Raw genomic sequence first — 19611 nt, forward strand, 5'->3', positions numbered from 1 at the left:
TAACCGGTGTTTGCCGGACTAAATCCGAGGCTCGCCTACTGGCGAGTCGAAAGATGGCCCTACGGGGCCGTACAACCCATGCAACGATTTTCGAGAGACGGATGAACATCACCAGCTTCGTGCAACGTGCTTCACTGGTTCTTACCCTTCTGGCCGCGCCACTCGCCATGGCTAACCAGCAGGTGGTGCCTGCGGCGCCGCAACTGGCCGCCAAATCCTATGTGCTGATGGACGCCGCCAGCGGCAACGTCCTGGTCGAGAACAACGCTGACCAGCGCCTGCCGCCGGCCAGTCTGACCAAGCTGATGACCGCCTACATCGCCACCCTGGAAATCCGCAACGGCAAGATCGGCGAGCAGGATCTGGTGACCATCAGCGAGCATGCCTGGCGCACCGGTGGCGCCGCGTCCGGTGGTTCCACCATGTTCCTGCCGCTGAACAGCCAGGCCACGGTCGACGACCTGCTGCACGGCATCATCATCCAGTCCGGCAACGACGCCAGCATCGCCATCGCCGAATACATCGCCGGCAGCGAAGACGCCTTCGCCGACATGATGAACACCACCGCCGAGCGCCTGGGCATGAAGAACAGTCACTTCATGAACGCCACCGGCCTGCCGCACCCGGAGCACTACTCCAGTGCCCATGACATGGCGATCCTGGCGCGCGCGATCATCGACGAAGACGCTGAGCACTATGCGATCTACTCGCAGAAGGAGTTCCTCTGGAACAACATCAAGCAGCCCAACCGTAACCTGCTGCTGTGGCGCGACCGTACCGTCGATGGCCTGAAAACCGGCCACACCTCGGAGGCCGGCTACTGCCTGGTGGCCTCGGCCGTACGTGATGGTGCGCGCATGATCACCTCGGTATTCGGTACCGACAGCGAGCAGGCCCGTGCGGCGGAAACCCAGAAGCTGCTGACCTATGGCTTCCGCTTCTTCGAAAGCCGCACCTTCTACCAGAAAGGCGCAGAGCTGGCTCAGGCCACCGTCTGGAAGGGCGCTACACACCAGGTCAAGGCGGGGCTGGCAGAGAACCTGACCATCACCATGCCCAAGGGCCAGCTGGAAAAACTGCAGGCCAGCATGATCATCAACCCGCAGCTGATCGCACCGATCCAGCAGGGCGATGTGATCGGCAAGGTCGAAGTCAAACTGGGTGACGACGTGGTGCGCAGCACCGATCTGGTGGCGCTGGAACCGGTAGAAGAGGGCGGCCTGCTGCGTCGTTTGTGGGACAGCATTCGACTGTTCTTCTTCGGCCTGTTCAACTGACAGTCACCGCTGAAAGCGACCTGCGTTGTCGTCATGGCATTGAAACTGGCTGAAGCAGTGCCCATTTACGTGTTGTAAGCCATGCCTCTTTTAGCCTGCCGCTCCAACCCGGAGCGGCCCTTTCTGGACGGGCCACAAGCCCGCTGATGCCATGACCGATAGCGATGTCCAACCGCCAAAAATCGAATTTCCCTGTGAGCGTTACCCGATCAAGGTCATTGGTACCGCTGGCGAGGGTTTCTCCGACCTGGTAATCGAAGTGATCCAGCGCCACGCCCCCGACCTGGATACCTCCACGTTGGTGATGCGTGACAGCCGCAACGGTAATTTCCTTTCCGTTCAGGTGCTGATCACTGCCACCGGTGTCGAGCAGTTGCAGGCGATTCACGTCGACCTGCGTGCAACCGGCCGCGTGCATATGGTGCTGTGATACCCATGCCCGAGCTTGTCGTCCGTCACCTCGGGCTGGTCGACTACCAGCCCACGCTGGAGGCCATGCGCCAACTGACCCGTGAGCGCGATGCGCAGACCCCGGACGAAATCTGGTTGCTGCAACATCCCAAGGTGTTCACTCAGGGGCAGGCCGGCAAGGCCGAGCATGTGCTCGCTGCGGGCGATATCCCGGTGATCCAGGTCGAGCGTGGCGGGCAGGTGACCTATCACGGTCCCGGGCAGCTGGTGGCCTATCTGATGCTCGATCTGCGTCGCCTCGATCTCGGCGTGCGTGAGCTGGTCACCGCCATGGAGCAGAGCCTGGTCGAGCTATTGGCCGGCTATGGCATCAAGGCGGCGCCCAAGGCGGATGCGCCCGGTGTATATGTGGCAGGTGACAAGATCGCTTCCCTGGGACTGCGCGTCAGCCGTGGCTGCTCGTTCCATGGCCTGGCGCTGAACGTCGATATGGACATGACGCCTTTCCTGCGTATCAACCCCTGTGGCTATGCCGGGTTGAAGATGGTTCAACTTAGGGATCTGGTCGATGCACCGCCGTCAATCGACGAGGTGGCGCAGCGGCTGGAGCAGGCGCTACGCGGCAGATTGGGCTACAGCACAGCAGAGGGCGGTTCCAGGGCGTAGGGCGGACTCAGGAGCGAAGCGAACAGTCCGCCAGGGTCATGTTAAGGCAGGCAGCGCGCGGGCCCTTAAACAGCAGAAACGTAAAAGGGGCGCCATGGCGCCCCTTTCGTTTATCCAGTGATAGCCGTCAGTTCAGATTCAGCGCCGGAATGAGGCTGGCGTTGACCTCCTGGCCAGGCACCGGAACCGGGGCAGCGAGGCCCAGGTTGTTCTTCTCGAACACGCGGTCGGCGCGATAGCTGGAACGTACCAGCGGGCCGGCGGCGACTTCCATGAAGCCTTTCTCGAGGCCGATGTCACGGAAGCGATTGAACTCTTCAGGGCTGACCCAGCGTTGCACCTTGAGGTGGTTGCGCGTGGGTTGCAGGTACTGGCCGAGGGTGAGGATGTCCACGCCTATGGCGCGCAGGTCATCCATGGTTTCCAGGATTTCTTCGTCGGTTTCACCCAGGCCAAGCATCAGGCTGGTCTTGGTCAGTACGTCCGGGCGGTGTTTCTTGGCGTGCTCGAGCACCTTGAGGGTCTTCTCGTAGCCAGCGCGCGGGTCGCGAACTACATAGGTGAGGCGCTTGACCGTCTCGACGTTCTGCGCGAAGACTTCCAGGCCGGAGTCGACCACGCGCTCGATGGCCTGGTGATCGCCATCGAAGTCCGGAGTAAGGGCCTCGACTACCACCTGCGGGGTGTTTTCCTTGATCGCTCGCACGCAGGCTGCATAGTGGCCGGCGCCGCCGTCTTCGAGGTCGTCACGATCCACCGAGGTCAGCACGATATAACGCAGGGCCATCAGCTCCACCGACTTGGCGGTGTTCTGTGGCTCTTCCAGATCCAGCCAGCCATTGGGGTTGCCGGTGTCCACAGCACAGAAGCGGCAGGCACGGGTACACACCGAGCCCATCAGCATGATCGTGGCCGTGCCGTTTGACCAGCACTCGCCCATGTTCGGGCAGTGCGATTCCTGGCAAACGGTGCTCAGGCGGTGTTCGCCGACGTTGCGCTTGACGGCCTCGAAGCGGCTGCCGCCAGGGGCCTTGACCCGCAGCCACTTGGGTTTGGGTTCGAAAACCTGGGGCTCGGCCGAGGCGCGGCGCTTCTGGCCATCCTTGATCGCGGTGATGCCTTGGGCGGTGCGAAACTTTTCGCCGCTGGCGACGGATTTGGGCGAGGAGGTGTCGGACATCGGAAATCTGGGCTCCGGTAGAGGCTCCGTGGGCAGGTGGCTTTTGGCCGCCGGCCAGTCTACCACAGAAGGTGTATGCAGACGTTGAGGCCGCCTGTCGACAAAGCACCGGCAAGGTGCCGCCTGGGCGTCGCTGCGACAGCTCGGCAAGGGCTCGCATGGCAAGCCCTTGCGGGGGCAGGCCTGGATTCAGTGTGTGCGCAACTGTTCCAGCAGCTGGGTATTGGGGTAGCCATCGGCTGGCCAGTTCAACTGCAGTTGCAGGGCGCGAATGGCCTTGCGCGTATTGGCGCCGATGATGCCGTCGGCCGGGCCTGGGTCGAATCCTGCCTTGGTCAGCAGCTCCTGCAGTTCGACGCGTTCGCTACGACCCAGCTGGCGCTCGCCGCGCGGCCACTGTCCTTTGACTTCGCTTGGACGCAGCAGGTTGTCGGCGAGCAGGCCGATGGCCAGCGCATAGGAGGTGGAATTGTTGTACTTGAGGATGCTGCGGAAGTTATCCAGTAACAGGAAAGCCGGGCCTTTGTGGCCGGCAGGCAGTTGCAGGCTGGCGCGGGCGCTGGCGGCCGCACCTGTCGGTGCCAGCGGGCGGACGCCAAGCTCCGCCCATTCGGCCAGCGTGCGGCGCTGATCGGGATCGGCCAGGGCGTAGTCGAAGCCGTTCGGTAGATTCACCTCGAAGCCCCAAGGTTGACCACGCTGCCAGCCAGAGGCTTGTAGATAATGTGCGGCGGATGCCAGCGCGTCGGTCGAGGAACCCCACAGGTCGCGCTTGCCGTCGCCGTCGAAGTCGACGGCATGCTGGTTGTAGGTCGTCGGCATGAACTGGGTCTGCCCCATGGCGCCGGCCCAGGAGCCGATCATGCGCTCGCTGGACACATCGCCGTTCTGCAGGATTTGCAGGGCGGCCAGCAATTGAGCACGCCAGAAGCCCTGGCGGCGACCGTCATAGGCCAGGGTGGCGAGGGAGCGAATGACGCTATTGCTGCCGATGTTGTTGCCGAAGTTGCTCTCCAGGCCCCAGATGGCTACCAGGATCGGGGCTTCGACGCCGTACTGCTGCTCGATGCGTTGCAGCACCAGGCTGTGCTGCGCTAGCAGTACCCGGCCGCGGCCGATACGGCTGGAGGAGACGGCACCGTCCAGATATTCCCACACCGGGCGAGTGAACTCGGGCTGACTGCTGTCTGCCTTGAGTACCGCAGGGTCGGGGGTGACGCCGGCGAATACGCGATCGAACAGCGCTGCGTCGATGCCGGCGGCAATCGCTTCGCTACGCATCGTCTGGCGCCAGTCGGCAAAACTGGGCAAGGGCGTTTCGGCTGCAGTCTGGACCGCTGCCGGGGCAGTGGCGGTAGGCAGATTTTCCGCAGGGGCCTGGGCGCAGGCCGCCAGCAGCAGGAGAGGAAGCAGAGCCAGGGCGCGACGTGGAAGCTGGTGTGGCATGTCTATCTCAGGGCGTTTAAGCAGGCGGTTACCTTAGCATGCTCGACGGGGATTCTGGGCTATCAGCGAAGCGAAGAGGCCCATAAAGCAAGAAGCCTCCCAATTGTGGGAGGCTTCGCGGCGGTAGCTGCCTTTACCTTTCTGTGGTCGTTCCTGGCGGGAGCGAAACAGTGGCTGGGCGACGATGGATTTGGCCTTGTTCGGCCGTTTGCCGGCTTTTTTGCTCATGGCGTTTCCTCATGCAGACTGGCCTGCGCCAATGCAGGCGGCGGAGACTATGCGCCGCTGTACAGAAAATGTCCAGATTTGGGGAGCCTGCAGGGCGGATGCAGCCCGCCATTGCTGGGCGGCGGGCGACGCCTGCACTACGGAGCCAGACGCAGCCGTTGTCCGGATAGTTGCAGGGTTAGCATGGCCAGCTCGCTCCAAGGATCACCGGGCGCCTGGCCCTTGATCTGTGCGTCGATCAACTGCGCCTGCTGCAGTAACTGGCCCCAGCGTTTGCTGCTGTGACGCTGCAAGGCTTTGGAAACCAGGGGGCGACGTTTATCCCAGACTGGCGGGCGGGCGCTGGAGAAGGCTTTGTCCAAGGGAATACCCTGGCTCTGCTGATGGGCGATACCGGCCAGCAGACGAATCTCGCGTGCCAGCGCCCAGAGAATCACCGGGGTTTCCACACCTTCACCACGTAGCCCTTCGAGGACGCGCAGGGCGTGTGCGGCATCGCCACCGAGGGCGCAGTCGATCAGGCCGAAGACGTCAAAACGCGCACTGTCGGCCACGGCGGCCTGGACGGTTTCGGCATCGACCTGATTGCCGTCGGCGAGCAGCTTGAGTTTTTCCACTTCCTGAGCGGCGGCCAGCAGGTTGCCTTCCACCCGCGCGGCGATCATGTCCACCGCATCGGCGCTGGCACTCAGACCGGCCTGCGCGAGGCGTTGGCGAATCCACTGCGGCAGCTGATTGGCATCCACCGGCCAGATCTGGATGAATTGGCTCGCCTGACCGTCGATCAGCGCTTTGGCCCATTTGGATTTTTGCGTGCTGCCATCGAGCTTGGGCAGGCTCAGCAGCAGGACGGTGTCCTCGGGCGGGCGGGCGAGGTACTCGAGCAGGGCGGCGGTGCCCTTGTCGCCTGGTTTGCCGGACGGTAGGCGCAGTTCCAGCAGGCGCTTTTCGGCGAACAGCGAGAGGCTGGCACCCGCCTGCAGCAGGTTGCCCCAGTCGAAGTTGGCTTCGGCATTGAACACTTGGCGTTCGCCGAACCCCTGCTGGCGACAGGCATTACGGATGGCGTCAGCGGTTTCCTGGCACAGCAGTGGCTCGTCGCCGCTGATTGCATAGACAGGTGCGAGCGCACCTTGCAGGTGTTTGCCGAGTTGCGCGGGGGCAAGCTTCATCGAGTCGATGTCATCAGGCAGGCGGGGCGTCGGGCCGCAGGTGCGGCCCTTGAGCCTTTAGCGGGACGGCAGTTCGATTGGCGACTGCTGCGGGGCGACCTGGCTCGCGCGCGCCCGGCGCTCAGCTTCCAGTGCTTCGGCTTCGGCCTTGGCACGGGCTTCGGCGGTCTGCTGCAGTTGATCCAGTCGCTCTGGGCTGATCTGTTGCAGGCTGAACATCAGTTGCTGGATCATTTCACGGCGCAGCTCGCTGCGCAGCTGAGCAGCTTCCTGGTCGGAGCCAGCGAGGTTGTTGTCGTCCTGCTGGTAGTAGTTCTGTACTTCCACCTTGTTGCCGGTCAGCAGCAGGTTCTGTGCGCCGCGGATCTCGTATTCCAGGCCCATGGTCAGCTCGTACTCGGCGGTACGCGCACCGCTGCTGTAGCTGGCACTGCGACGATTCTCGGTCTCGCGGGCGATCACCAGCTTGTAGGGCGCACCGGAGTAGACGCGAACATCGTTGTTCTCCAGGACTTCGCGCACTTGCTGCACGGTGTCGCCGTAGGCGTCACGCGCGCTGACGTCGAGTTCCTTCAGGGCGAACTGCACGTCGCCGGTGCCACGCAGCTGGAAGCCGCACGCGCTGAGCAGGCCAGCCAGGCCGATGATCAGCAGATTCCGTTTCATCATTCTCATATCCCCTTGGCGGATCACGGCGCCACACATGTGTGGCGCCGAGCTTAATCAGTTGGCGACTATGTTGACCAGCTTGCCTGGCACCACGATGACCTTGCGAATGCTCAGGCCTTCGGTGAAGCGCAGCACGTTTTCGTTGGCACGAGCGGCGGCCTCGACGTCTTCACGGCTGGCGCTGGCTGCCACGATGATCTCGCCACGCAGCTTGCCGTTGACCTGTACCACCAGGGTCAGACTGTCCTGCACCAGGGCCGACTCGTCGACCTGTGGCCACTGCGCATCGATCACCGCATCGGTGTGACCCAGATGCTGCCAAAGCTCGTGGCTGATGTGCGGGGTGATCGGCGCGAGCAGCAGGGTGACGATTTCCAGGCCTTCCTGCAGCAGCGCGCGATCCTGTTCGCTCGCGCCGGCGGCCTTTTCCAGCACGTTCATCAGGGTCATCACCTGGGCGATGGCGGTGTTGAACTTGTGGTGCTGGCCGATATCGTTGCTGGCCTGCTTGATCGCCAGGTGAATGGCACGGCGCACAGCCTTCTGCTCGTCGGTGAGAGTGTTCACATCCAGCTTGCCCGGCAGGCCAGCGCTGACGTGACTCTGCGCCAGACGCCAGACGCGACGCAGGAAGCGGTTGGCGCCTTCGACACCGGCATCCGACCACTCGCAGCTCATGTCGGGCGGCGAGGCGAACATCATGAACAGGCGGCAGGTGTCGGCGCCGTAAGCGTCGATCATGTCCTGCGGGTCGACGCCGTTGTTCTTCGATTTGGACATCTTCTCGGTGCCGCCGATTTCCACCGGCAAGCCGTCGCTCTTGAGCTTGGCGCCGATGACCTTGGCCTTGGCATCACGCTCGACCTCGACGTCGGCCGGGTTGAACCAGTCCTTGCCGCCGTTCTCCAGGGTGCGATAGTAGGTTTCGGCAACCACCATGCCTTGGGTCAGCAGGTTCTTGAATGGCTCGTTGGACGACACCAGGCCTTCGTCGCGCATCAGCTTGTGGAAGAAGCGTGCATAGAGCAGGTGCAGGATGGCGTGCTCGATGCCGCCGATGTACTGATCCACCGGCAACCAGTGGTTGGCTGCCTGCGGGTCGACCATACCGCCGGTGTATTGCGGCGAGGCGTAGCGTGCGTAGTACCAGGACGACTCGACGAAGGTGTCCATGGTGTCGGTTTCGCGCTTGGCCGGGGCGCCGCATTTCGGGCAACTGCACTCGTAGAACTCGGGCATCTTGGCCAGCGGCGAGCCGGCGCCGTCCGGCACCACGTCTTCGGGCAGCACCACCGGCAACTGGTCTTCCGGCACCGGCACGTCGCCGCAGGCGTCGCAGTGGATGATCGGGATCGGGCAGCCCCAGTAGCGCTGGCGGCTGATACCCCAGTCGCGCAGGCGGAACTGGGTCTTGCGGGCGCCGTGCGCGCTGGCTTCCAGGTCGCCGACGATGGCGTCGAAGGCGGCGCTGAAGTCCAGGCCGTCGTACTTGCCGGAGTTGATGGTGGTCAGGCCGGCCTTGTCACCGTACCAGTCCTGCCAGGTGCTGGCGTCGTAGTCCTTGCCTTCAACAGCGTAGACCTGCGTGATCGGCAGGTCGTACTTGTTGGCGAATTCGAAGTCGCGCTCATCATGCGCTGGCACGGCCATGACTGCGCCTTCGCCGTAGCCCCACAGCACGTAGTTGGCGACGAACACCGGCAGCTTGTCGCCGGTAAGCGGATGAATGACGAACTGTCCGGTGGCCACACCCTTCTTCTCCATGGTGGCCATGTCGGCCTCGGCCACGGAGCCGGCCTTGCACTCGGCAATGAAGGCGGTGATGGCCGCGTTGCCCTCGGCAGCGCGCTGGGCCAGCGGATGCTCGGCGGCCACGGCGACGTAGGTGGCACCCATCAGGGTGTCGGGGCGGGTCGAGTAGACCTTCAGTTGGCCGTCGATGCCGATGCTGGCGACGTCGTAGTCGAACACGATGTCGGCACCAAAACTCTTGCCGATCCAGTTGCGTTGCATGGTCTTGACCTGCTCAGGCCAGCCATCCAGCTCATCCAGGCTGCTCAGCAGCTCTTCGGCGTAGGCAGTGATCTTGAAGTAGTACATCGGGATTTCGCGCTTCTCGATCAGCGCGCCCGAACGCCAGCCACGGCCGTCGATGACCTGCTCGTTGGCCAGTACGGTCTGGTCCACCGGGTCCCAGTTGACGGTACCGTTCTTGCGGTAGATCACGCCCTTTTCGAACAGGCGGGTGAACAGCCACTGCTCCCAGCGGTAGTAATCCGGCTTGCAGGTGGTGACTTCGCGCGTCCAGTCGATAGCCAGGCCCAGCGATTTGAGCTGGGACTTCATGTAGGCGATGTTCTCGTAGGTCCACTTGGCAGGGGCCACCTGGTTCTTCATTGCGGCGTTTTCTGCCGGCATGCCGAAGGCGTCCCAGCCCATCGGCTGCAGCACGTTCTTGCCCTGCATGCGCTGGTAGCGGGCGATCACGTCACCAATGGTGTAGTTGCGCACGTGCCCCATGTGTAGCTTGCCGCTGGGGTAGGGGAACATCGACAGGCAGTAGAAGGTGTCCTTGCCGGGTTGTTCGCTGACGACGAAGGATTGTTGCGCGTCCCAGTGGGACTGCGCGGCGGCTTCTATTTCACGGGGCGAGTACTGTTCGTGCATGGCTCTGGCGCTGAAGGAATGGGGCTTGCGGAAAACGTCGTAGCATACATGAGCGCCGTCTATCGAGGGAAACCCAGATTATGCCGAGCCCGCCGTTGGTCGCGGCGCCAGGCTGCACGCAGGGCCTTCGCTAAGCTTTACTTAAGGCCCGCGGTTGTCGGGGCTCGCGAGGTGGTTAGATGGTGGATGCACGACAGGCGGAACGAGGGGGTGGCCTTTACGAGCGACTGCTGCAAAGGCTTGCCTTGGCTCTCGAAGAGGCCGATACCGCGAGTCGCCTGCATGCCGAGCCGCTGCGCGAGCTGGAGCTTGATGGACTGAGCCCGGCGGAGCTGGACCTGATCCGCGCCTACCTCAATCGTGACCTGCACTGGCTGCGCGGCTGGCACGCGGCGGCTGAAGAGTTGGCGCTGATACAGCGTCAGCCACTGCGCAGTGCCAAGTCCGTTGGCGGCAAGCCGATGGGCAGGGTTAAACCCGTGATGAAGCGGCGTCAGGCGCTTTGTTGCGCACTCTGCGGCGCGCCCGTCAGCTGGCATCGCGGGCAGGATGCACGAGCTTGCCAGGCCTGTGGCTCCAGGCTGTTTCGCAGCGGCAATCCGCGTTAGCAGCTAGTTGAAAACCAACCTGCTAGGCTTGGGCGCCCCGGAGGTGCCTGATGCCGATTCGCTTCATCCTTAAACAATTGTTGATGCCGCCAGGCGTTCTACTCCTGCTGATCGCGCTGGGCTGGTGGTTGCGTCGCCGCTTTCCCCGGCTCGCGTTTGCCTGCTTTGCCGTCGGTTTCGGTGGGCTGTGGTTGATGAGTCTGCCTGCGGTGACGCAGTGGAGTGCGGCCTGGTTGGAGCGTGAGCCGGTGCTGGAGCAGGCGCAGTGGGCAACGCTGGCGCAGCGTGCCGACGCCATCGTGATTCTCGGCGCCGGGCGCGAGCAGAATGATCCGGGCTGGGGGCGTACCGATCAGCCTGGGCTGATGGCCTTGGAGCGCCTGCGCTACGCCGCTCGCCTGGCGCGCGCCTCCGGTCTGCCACTTGCTGCCACTGGCGGCCTGCACTACGGCCAGCCGCCCAGTGAGGCGACGTTGATGGCCGATGCCATGCGCCTCGACTACGGGCTGGAGATCCGCTGGCTGGAGGAGCAAAGCCGCACCACCTGGGAGAATGCCGTGCTCAGCGCTGAATTGTTGCAGCCCCAGGGCGTGCGGCGTGTGGTGCTGGTCACCCAGGCCTGGCATATGCAGCGTGCACGCTGGAGTTTCGAGCAGGCCGGCTTCGAGGTGATCACCGCGCCGATGGGGTATCTCAGTACGGGTTACGAGCGCCCGCTGGGTGGCTGGTTGCCAGAGTCGAGGGCTATCTGGCAGAGCAGTCAACTGCTCAACGAGGCCATCGGGCTGTTGGCGTATCCCATTGTCTACGGTAAGTAGTAGGGCGTACTTGCCGCAGGCAGTACGCCTGCGGATTCTGCGTTCCGAGGGCTGGCGGGCTGCTCGCTTCGCTCGCGAGACCGCCCTACAGCGTCTTGGCCATGCGGCTGGCCAGCAGCGCCCAGCCCAATAGCAGGGCGCAGAGAATCGCCAGTGGCCAGATGCGCCATTGCAGGTAGGGCGTGAGCCCCTGCATGGGCACCACTTCGCCGTAGAGCACGCCGCGTTCGAACTGCGGCAAGCCGAACTGGATGCGGCCTTGTGGATCGATGATCACCGTCATGCCGTTGTTGGTCGCGCGGATCATCCAGCGCCCGGCCTCCAGTGCACGCATCTGCGCCATCTGCAGGTGCTGTAGCGGGCCGATGGAGGTGCCGAACCAGGCGTCGTTGCTCACTGTCAGCAGGATGTCGCTGTCCGCCGCCAGGGCCGCCGCGAACTCCGGGTAGACCACTTCGTAGCAGATGAACGGCGCGATGCGATGCCCCTTGGCCAGCAGCGGTGATTGGTCACTCGGGCCGCGGGCGAAGTCGGACATCGGCAGGTCGAAGAAAGCGATCAAGCCGCGCAGCAGGTCCTGCAGGGGCACGTATTCACCGAACGGCACCAGCTTCTGTTTGAGGTAGGTGCCCTGGCCTTCGCCAAAACTGGTGATCGCATTGTAATAGCGAATCTCCCCGCGCTCGTTGGACTGCCGCACCGGTACGCCGGTGATCAGCGCACTGTTGCGGTCACGGGCGAAGCGATCCATCACGCCGATATAGCCTTGCGCCATGTCCTTGAGTACCGGGATCGCCGTTTCCGGCCAGACCAGTATGTCGACCTGCTTGGCGCTGAAGCTGAGGTCGCGGTACAGGGCGAGCTGCGCGTTGAGCTGGGCCGGGTCCCATTTCATGTTCTGTTCGACGTTGCCTTGCACGGCGGCGACGGTGAGGCTGTTGCCGGCGGCGCGGGTCCAGTTGTGATCCTTAAGTGCCAGGCCTGCGAGCCAGGGGCTCAGCAGCAGAAGCAGAGCGCAGAGGTAACGCGGTTTATGCTTGCGCAGTTGCTCCAGGTTGATGATCAGCGCCGCCGACAGGGCGATGACGAAGGACGACAGCCAGACTCCGCCAATTGGCACCAGGCCGGCCAGCGGTCCTTCGAGCTGGCTGTAGCCGGCGTAGAGCCAGGGGAAGCCGGTGAGGAACCAGCCGCGAAACACTTCCTGGGCGACCCATAGCGCGGCGAATGCCAGGGCGTCGGCCAGTGGCGCTTCGTTGCGGCGTATCCAGCGCGCCCAGAGGGCGGCTGTCAGGGCGAAGAGCAGGCCCAGGCCGGCGACGAAACCCAGGGTGAGAAAGCCGGCCAGTGCCGGTGATGCCGCGCCATAGTCATGGATGCTGACATACACCCAACTGGTGCCGGCGGCGAACAGACCGAAGCCGTAGCTCCAGCCGCGCAGCGCTGCCTGGCCGGGGCGCAGATGGCGTAGGCCGAAATAGAACAGGGCAATGGACAGCACGGCCAATGGCCAGAGATCGAACGGGGCGAGCGCCAGGGTGGTCAGGGCGCCTGCGCCGCAGGCAAGCAGGTGGCCGGGCCAGCCTGGACGAGTGATCCATTGCAGCATGGTTAGATCCTTGGAATCAGGGTGGCGCAAGGGTAGAGCGGAAATGGCGCAGGGGGAAGCGGCCGCCCTCGCTGGGCAAGGGCGGCTGAGACTCAGCGGCTAACCGGCGTCAGGCGCAGCAGGTGGATGCGGCGGCTGTCAGCATTGAGCACGCGGAAGCGGAATTCGCCGATCTCGGTGACTTCATTGCGCTTGGGCAGGTGGCCAAAGGCGCTCATCACCAGACCACCGACGGTGTCGTACTCGTCGTCGGAGAACTCGCTGTCGAAGGTTTCGTTGAAACTGTCGATGGGCGTCAGCGCCTTGATCAGGTAGTCGCCGGATGGCAGCGGCTTGATGTAGCCGTCTTCCTCGACATCGTGCTCATCCTCGATGTCGCCGACGATCTGCTCGAGCACGTCCTCGATGGTCACCAGGCCGGCGACGCCGCCGTATTCATCGATGACCACGGCCATGTGGTTGTGGTTGGCGCGGAACTCACGCAGCAGCACGTTCAAGCGCTTGGACTCGGGCACGAAGGTGGCCGGGCGCAGCAGGTCCTTGATGTTGAAGTTGGGCTGTTCGCCCTGCAGGATCAGCGGCAGCAGATCCTTGGCCAGGAGGATGCCGATCACGTCGTCGAGGCTCTCGCCGACTACCGGATAGCGCGAGTGCGCGGCATCGATGATGGCGGGCAGGAACTCGCGGGGCGTCTGGCTGGCCTTGATGCTGATCACTTGCGAGCGCGGCACCATGATGTCGCGTACCTGCAGGTCGGCGACCTGAATGGCGCCTTCGACGATGGCCAGTGCTTCGCTGTCGAGCAGCTTGTTCTGGTGGGCTTCGCGCAGGACTTCCAGCAGTTCCTGGCGGTTTCTCGGCTCATGAGCAAAAGCCTGGGTCAGCTTGTTGAACCAGGACTTCTGCTCGTTGCTCGATCGGTCTTCGCTCATGGCGTTTTACTCGGGGTCCTTTTCATTAGGAGATTCGTCACCGGCATACGGGTCGGGATGACCCAATTCGGCGAGCAATTGTCGTTCCAGATCTTCCATCTCGAGGGCTTCGTCTTCCTCGATGTGGTCATAGCCCAGCAGGTGCAGGCAGCCGTGGATCACCAAGTGCGCCCAGTGCGCCTCCAGCGCCTTGCCTTGCTCGGCCGCTTCGCGCTCGACCACTGGCACGCAGATCACCAGGTCGCCGAGCAGCGGGATGTCGAGAATTCCATCGGGAATCTCGGCAGGGAAGGACAGAACGTTGGTGGCGTAGTCCTTGTGCCGCCAGGTATGGTTCAGCTCGCGACCTTCGGCCTCGTCGACCAGGCGGATGGTCAGCTCCGAATCGGCCGTGCGTTGGCGTAGCGCCAGCTCGCACCAGCGGCGCAGTTGCGCCTCGTCCGGGTGCTGGCCGTCACTGGCCAGTTGCAGGTCCAGTTCAAGCATCGTGGCCGTCGCCCTTGCCGTTCAGGCGTGCGTCGTGGCGCTCGTAGGCTTCGACGATGCGCTGCACCAACGGGTGGCGCACCACGTCTTTGGGCTTGAAGTGGGTGAAGCTGATGCCGGGCACGTCACGCAGTACCTCGATGACGTGGGCCAGGCCGCTCTTGGTGCCACGCGGCAGGTCGACCTGGGTGATGTCGCCGGTGATCACGGCGGTGGAGCCGAAACCGATACGGGTGAGGAACATCTTCATCTGCTCGACTGTGGTGTTCTGACTTTCGTCGAGAATGATGAAGCTGTTGTTAAGCGTGCGGCCGCGCATGTAGGCCAGCGGCGCGATCTCGATCACCTGCTTCTCGATCAGCTTGGCTACGTATTCGAAACCGAGCATTTCGTAGAGTGCGTCGTACAACGGGCGCAGGTAAGGGTCGATCTTCTGTGCCAGGTCACCAGGCAGGAAGCCGAGCTTCTCGCCGGCCTCGACCGCCGGGCGCACCAGCAGGATGCGCCGCACTTGCTCGCGCTCCAGCGCGTCCACCGCGCAGGCCACGGCCAGGTAGGTCTTGCCAGTACCGGCCGGGCCGATGCCGAAGTTGATGTCGTTGTCGAGGATCGCCTTGACGTAGCGCTGCTGGTTGGCGCCGCGCGGCTTGATCACACCCTTTTTGGTGCGCAACGTCACCTGCGGAAGGTTGCTGGGGTTGACCAGCTCCTCGACGCCGGACTCCTGCAGATACAGGTGCACCAGGTCGGGCGACAGCTCGGTTGCTTTGGTTTCGCGGTACAGCTTGCGCAGCAGTTGTTCGGCGGCCTGGGTCTTGTCGGCGCTGCCAAGCATTTCGAACTGGTTGCCACGGTTGCGGATTTCCAGGCCGAGGCGCTCTTCGATCAGGCGCAGGTGCTCGTCGAACTGGCCGCAGAGGTTGGCGAAACGGCGGGCCTCGAAGGGTTCGAGGGTGAAACGATGAGGTTCTAGAGAGGCGTTCAAGGTGATGGAGTGATCGTCACTTGTCTGGGTATGAAAAGGCAGCATAACGCTGGTCGCCCACAACGCAAAGTGTGGACGACCGCTACGTTAGTGGAGGGTCTCGGCATCCAGCAGGGTGCCGCGCAGCGAGTGCGGCAGGGCGTCGTCGATGTGCACGTCGACGAACTGGCCGATCAGGCGCGGGTTATCGCAACGGAAGTTGACGATGCGGTTCTGCTCGGTGCGGCCCTGGAGCATGCCCGGGTCCTTCTTCGAATAGTCGCTGACCAGGATGCGCTGCACCGTGCCGACCATGCGCCGGCTGTTCTCGAAGCCGTTCTGGTTGATGCGGTGCTGCAGCAGGGCCAGGCGCTGTTTCTTCACCTCGTCCGGGGTGTCGTCGACCAGGTCGGCGGCCGGGGTGCCGGGGCGCGAGCTGTAGATGAAGGAGAAGGAGAAGTCGAAGCCGACGTCCTCGATCAGCTTCATGGTCTGCTCGAAATCCTTCTCGGTCTCGCCGGGGAAGCCGACGATGAAGTCCGAGCTGATCAGGATGTCCGGTACCGCCGCACGCAGTTTGCGGATGCGCGACTTGTATTCCAGCGCGGTGTGGTTGCGCTTCATCGCCGCGAGGATGCGGTCGGAGCCGGACTGCACCGGCAGGTGCAGGTATTTGACCAGCTGCGGGATCTCGGCGTGCGCCGCGATGATCGCGTCGGAGAACTCCAGCGGGTGGCTGGTGGTGTAGCGGATGCGCTCGACGCCATCGAGGGCTGCCACGGCATGCAGCAGTTCGGCGAAGTCGGCGATATGGCCGTCCGGGGCTTCCCCGCGATAGCCGTTGACGTTCTGCCCGAGCAGGGTGATTTCCTTCACGCCCTTCTCGGTCAGGGAGGTGATTTCCATCAACACGTCGACCAGCGGGCGGCTGACTTCCTCGCCACGGGTGTAGGGCACCACGCAGAAGGTGCAGTACTTGCTGCAGCCTTCCATCACCGAGACGAAGGCGCTGGGGCCGTCGACGCGTGGCTCGGGCAGGCGGTCGAATTTCTCGATCTCGGGGAAGCTGATGTCCACCTGGGCGGTCTTGGTCACGCGCGCGGCGTCGATCATTTCCGGCAGGCGGTGCAGGGTCTGCGGGCCGAATACCACGTCGACATAGGGCGCGCGGTCGCGGATCGCCGCGCCTTCCTGGCTGGCCACGCAGCCGCCGACGCCGATCACCAGGTCCGGGTTGGCCTGCTTCAGCTCGCGCCAGCGGCCGAGCTGGGAGAACACCTTGTCCTGCGCCTTCTCACGGATCGAGCAGGTATTGAGCAGGATCACGTCGGCTTCTTCGGGTTTTTCCGTGACCTCCAGGGCCTGATGCTCGCCCAGCAGGTCGACCATGCGCGAGCTGTCGTACTCGTTCATCTGGCAACCGTGGGTTTCGATATAGAGCTTTTTGGTCATGGCACTGTCTGAGGTGGTTAAAAAATGACCGCACATTATAGGCGTGTGCCAAGAGCGATGCCACCGCTCAGTTCCTGTAGCCCGGATTGCATCCGGGCTACGCATGCTGCGCTGTGATATTCTGCGCGCCCCGTTTTTCCTGACTTCGAGTCTTCATGAGCAAGCGCGATCCCATCTACAAGGTGATTTTTCTCAACCAGGGCCAGGTGTACGAGATGTACGCCAAGCAGATCTATCAGAGCGATCTGTGGGGCTTTCTGGAAGTGGAGGAGTTCGTCTTCGGCGAGCGCAGCCAGCTGGTGGTCGACCCCAGCGAGGAGAAGCTCAAGGCGCAGTTCGAGGGGGTGGTGCGCAGCTTCGTACCGATGCATGCGATCATCCGCATCGACGAGGTAGAGCGTCTGGGCACGGCGAAGATCAGCGAAGCCAAGGGCGGCGGCAACGTCATGCCATTCCCCATGCCGATGCCGGATAAATAAGCTCAGAGTCGTAGGGTGCGCCGCGCGCGCCAGCGTTTTTAAGGCAGTGGCGAGAAGGGCGAACGACCTTCAGCGGTCTGCAGTTCCAGCAGGTAGCTGCGGAATATCTGCCCCAGCACCTGGCTGGCGATTTCCAGCTCATCGCGACGCATCTGTGCCGACACCAGGTCGGCGCTGTCCATGGCTTCGTCCGAGCCGTTGACCGATGCCATCTTCAACACGATGTAGGCCTGCACGTTGTTGGCCGGTACGCCTTCACCACGGAAGAACATGGTGCCCAGGCGCAACTGCGCTTCGGCATGACCCTGCAGCGAAGCGCGTTCGAACCAGGTCAGGGCCTGCTTGAGATCACGTGGTGTGCGTTTGCCGTCGTAGTAGTACTCACCCAGCTCATAGGCCGCCTGCATGTTGCCGGCGCGCGCCATCTCCTGGCAGCTGGCCAGGGCGTCAGGCATCTCTTCGGGGGAGGCGTTCAGGGTGCAGCTGCCGCTAGCGGGGATCAGCAGGGAATTGCCGCCTGCAAACGCAAACAGCGGGAGGAAAAGCAACAGGCAGCCCAGGGACAGGGTGCGGCCGGTGCGGTTCATCTGGATAACGGGACCTCGGCAATTCAGGGCGGGTGACGTGCCCGGTCGGCGCAAAACGTGCCGACCGTCGCATTATGGAATAAACCGGGCGGTTGTTACAAAGCCTGTTTCTTCGAACTTCCCGGCAGGCTCAGCAGTAGCCAGGCCAGCAGTGGGTACGCCGGTGTCAGCAGCACGTGGAACAGGTCGATGCGGCGCAGCGGCCCGATCACTCCCTCGGTACCGACCGCTACGCCGGCCAGCAGGAACAGGCCCACGACCACAGCTGCGCTGATTGCCGGTGCGCGGCGTGGCCATTGGACTGCGCCGGCATAGAGGATCAGCACCAGCGTGGCCAGATTCAGCGCCAGGCGGTAGTCCTCCATATATCCAAGTTGGCGGAACAGCTCGAAGAAGGCGCACAGCCCGAGCAGGATGCGCCCCCAGTTCGGTCTGCTCCAGGCCCAGCCGCGACCTAGCGCCAATGCAGCGGCACCGAGCAGGGGCAGGCCGAGAAAGCTGCTGGCCTGCGAGAGCCACAGGTGTGCGGGCTGCCAGCTTGGGTCGAAGCCGTAGCGAATCACGCCGACGCTGGCCGCTGCAGCCGGCAGCAGAAAACCGAGCAGCGCGCAGAACAGTGCCGGCTGATCGCCTTCACCGTAGCGCCCGCGTGCCCGGCCGATCAGCCAGACACAGGCAGCGCACGCCAGTGCCAGCAACGCATCGCTGAAGGCAGTGCTGTACTGCATCAAGCTTTTTTCAGCTTGGCGAAGGCGCGTTCTGCGGCGGCGAAGGTGATGTCCAGCTCCTTGTCGCCATGGGCGATGGAGGTGAAGCCCGCTTCGAAGGCGCTCGGCGCCAGGTACACGCCGCCATCCAGCATCAGGTGGAAGAAGCGGTTGAAGCGTGCGCTGTCGCTGGCCATCACGTCGGCGAAGGTGACGATGTCGTCCGCGCCACTGAAGTACAGACCGAACATGGCGCCGGCCTGTGTGGTGACGAAGGGAATGCCGGCAGCATCGGCGCGTTCCTGCAGGCCGGCGAGCATGCGCGAGGTGTAGTCGGTCAGCTCGCTGTGGAAGCCCGGACGGCTGATCAGCTTGAGGGTAGTCAGGCCGGCAGCCATCGCCAGCGGGTTACCCGACAGGGTGCCGGCCTGGTAGACCGGGCCGAGCGGGGCGATGCATTCCATGATCGCGCGCTTGCCGCCGAAGCAGCCCACTGGCATGCCGCCGCCGATGATCTTGCCGAAGGTGGTCAGGTCCGGGTTCACACCGTAGTGCGCTTGCGCACCGCCGAGGGCGACGCGGAAACCGGTCATCACTTCGTCGAAGATCAGCACCACGCCATGCTTGTCGCACTGCTCGCGCAGGCCTTCGAGAAAACCTGGCGCCGGCGGCACGCAGTTCATGTTGCCGGCCACTGGCTCGACGATGATGCACGCCACTTCTTTGCCGACCTGCGCCAGGCACTCGGCCACGGCATCGATGTCGTTGAACGGCAGGGTCAGGGTGTGCTTGGCGAAGGCCGCCGGCACGCCCGCGGAGTTCGGCACGCCCTGGGTCAGGGCGCCGGAGCCGGCTTTGACCAGCAGGCTGTCGGAGTGGCCGTGGTAGCAACCCTCGAACTTGAGGATGCTGTCGCGGCCGGTGTAACCACGGGCCAGGCGGATGGCACTCATGGTCGCCTCGGTACCGGAGCTGACCATGCGCACCATCTCAATCGACGGCACCAGGCCGCAAACCAGCTCGGCCATTTCGGTTTCCAGGGCGGTCGGCGCGCCATAGGACAGGCCGTGTTCGAGCTGACGACGCACCGAGTCGAGCACGTCCGGGTGGCTGTGGCCGAGGATCATCGGGCCCCAGGAACCGACATAGTCGACGTAGCGCTTGTCGTCTTCGTCCACGACGTAAGCGCCTTCGGCATGCTTGAAGAACAGCGGGGTGCCGCCGACGCTGCGGAAGGCGCGCACCGGCGAGTT

The 19611-nt window shown here is 63.7% G+C and carries 19 protein-coding genes and 1 pseudogene; 6 read left to right on the top strand and 14 right to left on the bottom strand.

All coding sequences use genetic code 11. The features are described from left to right. Positions 1-101: 101 nt before the first annotated feature. The 3 genes from CDO35_RS20000 (at position 102) to lipB (ending at position 2354) form a co-directional block, all read left to right on the top strand. Positions 102-1277: a D-alanyl-D-alanine carboxypeptidase family protein gene (locus tag CDO35_RS20000; RefSeq protein ID WP_099526366.1), complete on the top strand. Its 1176-nt coding sequence runs from the start codon at positions 102-104 to the stop codon at positions 1275-1277. A gap of 151 nt (positions 1278-1428) precedes the next feature. Beyond that, positions 1429-1707, top strand: a complete 279-nt coding sequence (locus CDO35_RS20005; RefSeq protein WP_017675504.1) for a DUF493 domain-containing protein — start codon at positions 1429-1431, stop codon at positions 1705-1707. A gap of 5 nt (positions 1708-1712) precedes the next feature. Continuing rightward, entirely contained in the window at positions 1713-2354 is a 642-nt protein-coding gene (gene lipB / locus CDO35_RS20010; protein WP_099526367.1) for a lipoyl(octanoyl) transferase LipB, read from the top strand. A gap of 127 nt (positions 2355-2481) precedes the next feature. Here the strand turns inward: lipB and lipA are convergent, their stop codons facing one another. The 6 genes and pseudogenes from lipA to leuS form a co-directional block, all read right to left on the bottom strand. Further along, complete coding sequence (lipA, locus tag CDO35_RS20015; protein WP_099526368.1) at positions 2482-3534, bottom strand: lipoyl synthase; 1053 nt, start codon at positions 3532-3534, stop codon at positions 2482-2484. A 189-nt stretch (positions 3535-3723) separates the two neighbouring features. Then, positions 3724-4980: a lytic murein transglycosylase gene (locus CDO35_RS20020; protein ID WP_099526369.1), complete on the bottom strand. Its 1257-nt coding sequence runs from the start codon at positions 4978-4980 to the stop codon at positions 3724-3726. Positions 4981-5061: 81 nt separating this feature from the next. Next, positions 5062-5208, bottom strand: a pseudogene (gene arfA / locus CDO35_RS20025) (alternative ribosome rescue factor ArfA); the annotation flags it as partial. A 137-nt stretch (positions 5209-5345) separates the two neighbouring features. Beyond that, a complete protein-coding gene (holA, locus tag CDO35_RS20030) occupies positions 5346-6380 on the bottom strand; it encodes a DNA polymerase III subunit delta (RefSeq protein ID WP_099526371.1) in 1035 nt (344 codons plus the stop codon). A gap of 57 nt (positions 6381-6437) precedes the next feature. Beyond that, a complete protein-coding gene (locus CDO35_RS20035) occupies positions 6438-7049 on the bottom strand; it encodes an LPS-assembly lipoprotein LptE (protein ID WP_099526372.1) in 612 nt (203 codons plus the stop codon). 54 nt (positions 7050-7103) lie between these two features. Then, positions 7104-9716: a leucine--tRNA ligase gene (leuS, locus tag CDO35_RS20040; protein WP_099526373.1), complete on the bottom strand. Its 2613-nt coding sequence runs from the start codon at positions 9714-9716 to the stop codon at positions 7104-7106. 179 nt (positions 9717-9895) lie between these two features. Between leuS and CDO35_RS20045 the strand changes: the two genes are divergently transcribed. Further along, positions 9896-10324, top strand: coding sequence for a TFIIB-type zinc ribbon-containing protein (locus CDO35_RS20045; protein WP_099526374.1), 429 nt, complete (start codon positions 9896-9898; stop codon positions 10322-10324). 50 nt (positions 10325-10374) lie between these two features. Then, positions 10375-11142 carry a YdcF family protein gene (locus CDO35_RS20050; RefSeq protein ID WP_099526375.1) on the top strand — a complete coding sequence of 256 codons (768 nt, stop codon included), beginning with the start codon at positions 10375-10377 and terminating at the stop codon, positions 11140-11142. Between the two features lie 85 nt (positions 11143-11227). On the opposite strand, the gene lnt is transcribed toward CDO35_RS20050, so the two are convergent. The 5 genes from lnt to miaB form a co-directional block, all read right to left on the bottom strand. Then, positions 11228-12751, bottom strand: a complete 1524-nt coding sequence (lnt, locus tag CDO35_RS20055) for an apolipoprotein N-acyltransferase (protein ID WP_099526376.1) — start codon at positions 12749-12751, stop codon at positions 11228-11230. Between the two features lie 92 nt (positions 12752-12843). Then, entirely contained in the window at positions 12844-13683 is an 840-nt protein-coding gene (locus tag CDO35_RS20060; protein WP_099526377.1) for an HlyC/CorC family transporter, read from the bottom strand. A 6-nt stretch (positions 13684-13689) separates the two neighbouring features. Next, positions 13690-14169, bottom strand: coding sequence for an rRNA maturation RNase YbeY (gene ybeY, locus CDO35_RS20065; protein WP_099526378.1), 480 nt, complete (start codon positions 14167-14169; stop codon positions 13690-13692). Beyond that, the gene (locus CDO35_RS20070; protein WP_099526385.1) at positions 14162-15154 is read right to left on the bottom strand and encodes a PhoH family protein; all 993 of its coding nucleotides are present in this window, start codon (positions 15152-15154) and stop codon (positions 14162-14164) included. Before CDO35_RS20070 ends, ybeY begins: the two co-directional genes overlap by 8 nt. Positions 15155-15241: 87 nt before the next feature. After that, entirely contained in the window at positions 15242-16585 is a 1344-nt protein-coding gene (gene miaB, locus CDO35_RS20075; RefSeq protein WP_099526379.1) for a tRNA (N6-isopentenyl adenosine(37)-C2)-methylthiotransferase MiaB, read from the bottom strand. A gap of 155 nt (positions 16586-16740) precedes the next feature. Here miaB and CDO35_RS20080 point away from each other — a divergent pair, with 155 nt between their 5' ends. Further along, positions 16741-17064, top strand: coding sequence for a DUF1820 family protein (locus CDO35_RS20080; protein ID WP_013717157.1), 324 nt, complete (start codon positions 16741-16743; stop codon positions 17062-17064). Positions 17065-17102: 38 nt separating this feature from the next. Here the strand turns inward: CDO35_RS20080 and CDO35_RS20085 are convergent, their stop codons facing one another. The 3 genes from CDO35_RS20085 to hemL all read right to left on the bottom strand — a co-directional run. Beyond that, entirely contained in the window at positions 17103-17651 is a 549-nt protein-coding gene (locus CDO35_RS20085) for a tetratricopeptide repeat protein (RefSeq protein WP_036998232.1), read from the bottom strand. A gap of 95 nt (positions 17652-17746) precedes the next feature. Then, complete coding sequence (locus CDO35_RS20090; RefSeq protein WP_099526380.1) at positions 17747-18379, bottom strand: DUF6962 family protein; 633 nt, start codon at positions 18377-18379, stop codon at positions 17747-17749. Continuing rightward, a partial coding sequence (gene hemL, locus CDO35_RS20095; RefSeq protein ID WP_099526386.1) for a glutamate-1-semialdehyde 2,1-aminomutase occupies positions 18379-19611 on the bottom strand: 1233 nt, incomplete at its 5' end. The genes hemL and CDO35_RS20090, both read right to left, overlap by 1 nt.

The organism is Pseudomonas sediminis, from assembly GCF_002741105.1.
GTDB lineage: Bacteria > Pseudomonadota > Gammaproteobacteria > Pseudomonadales > Pseudomonadaceae > Aquipseudomonas > Aquipseudomonas sediminis.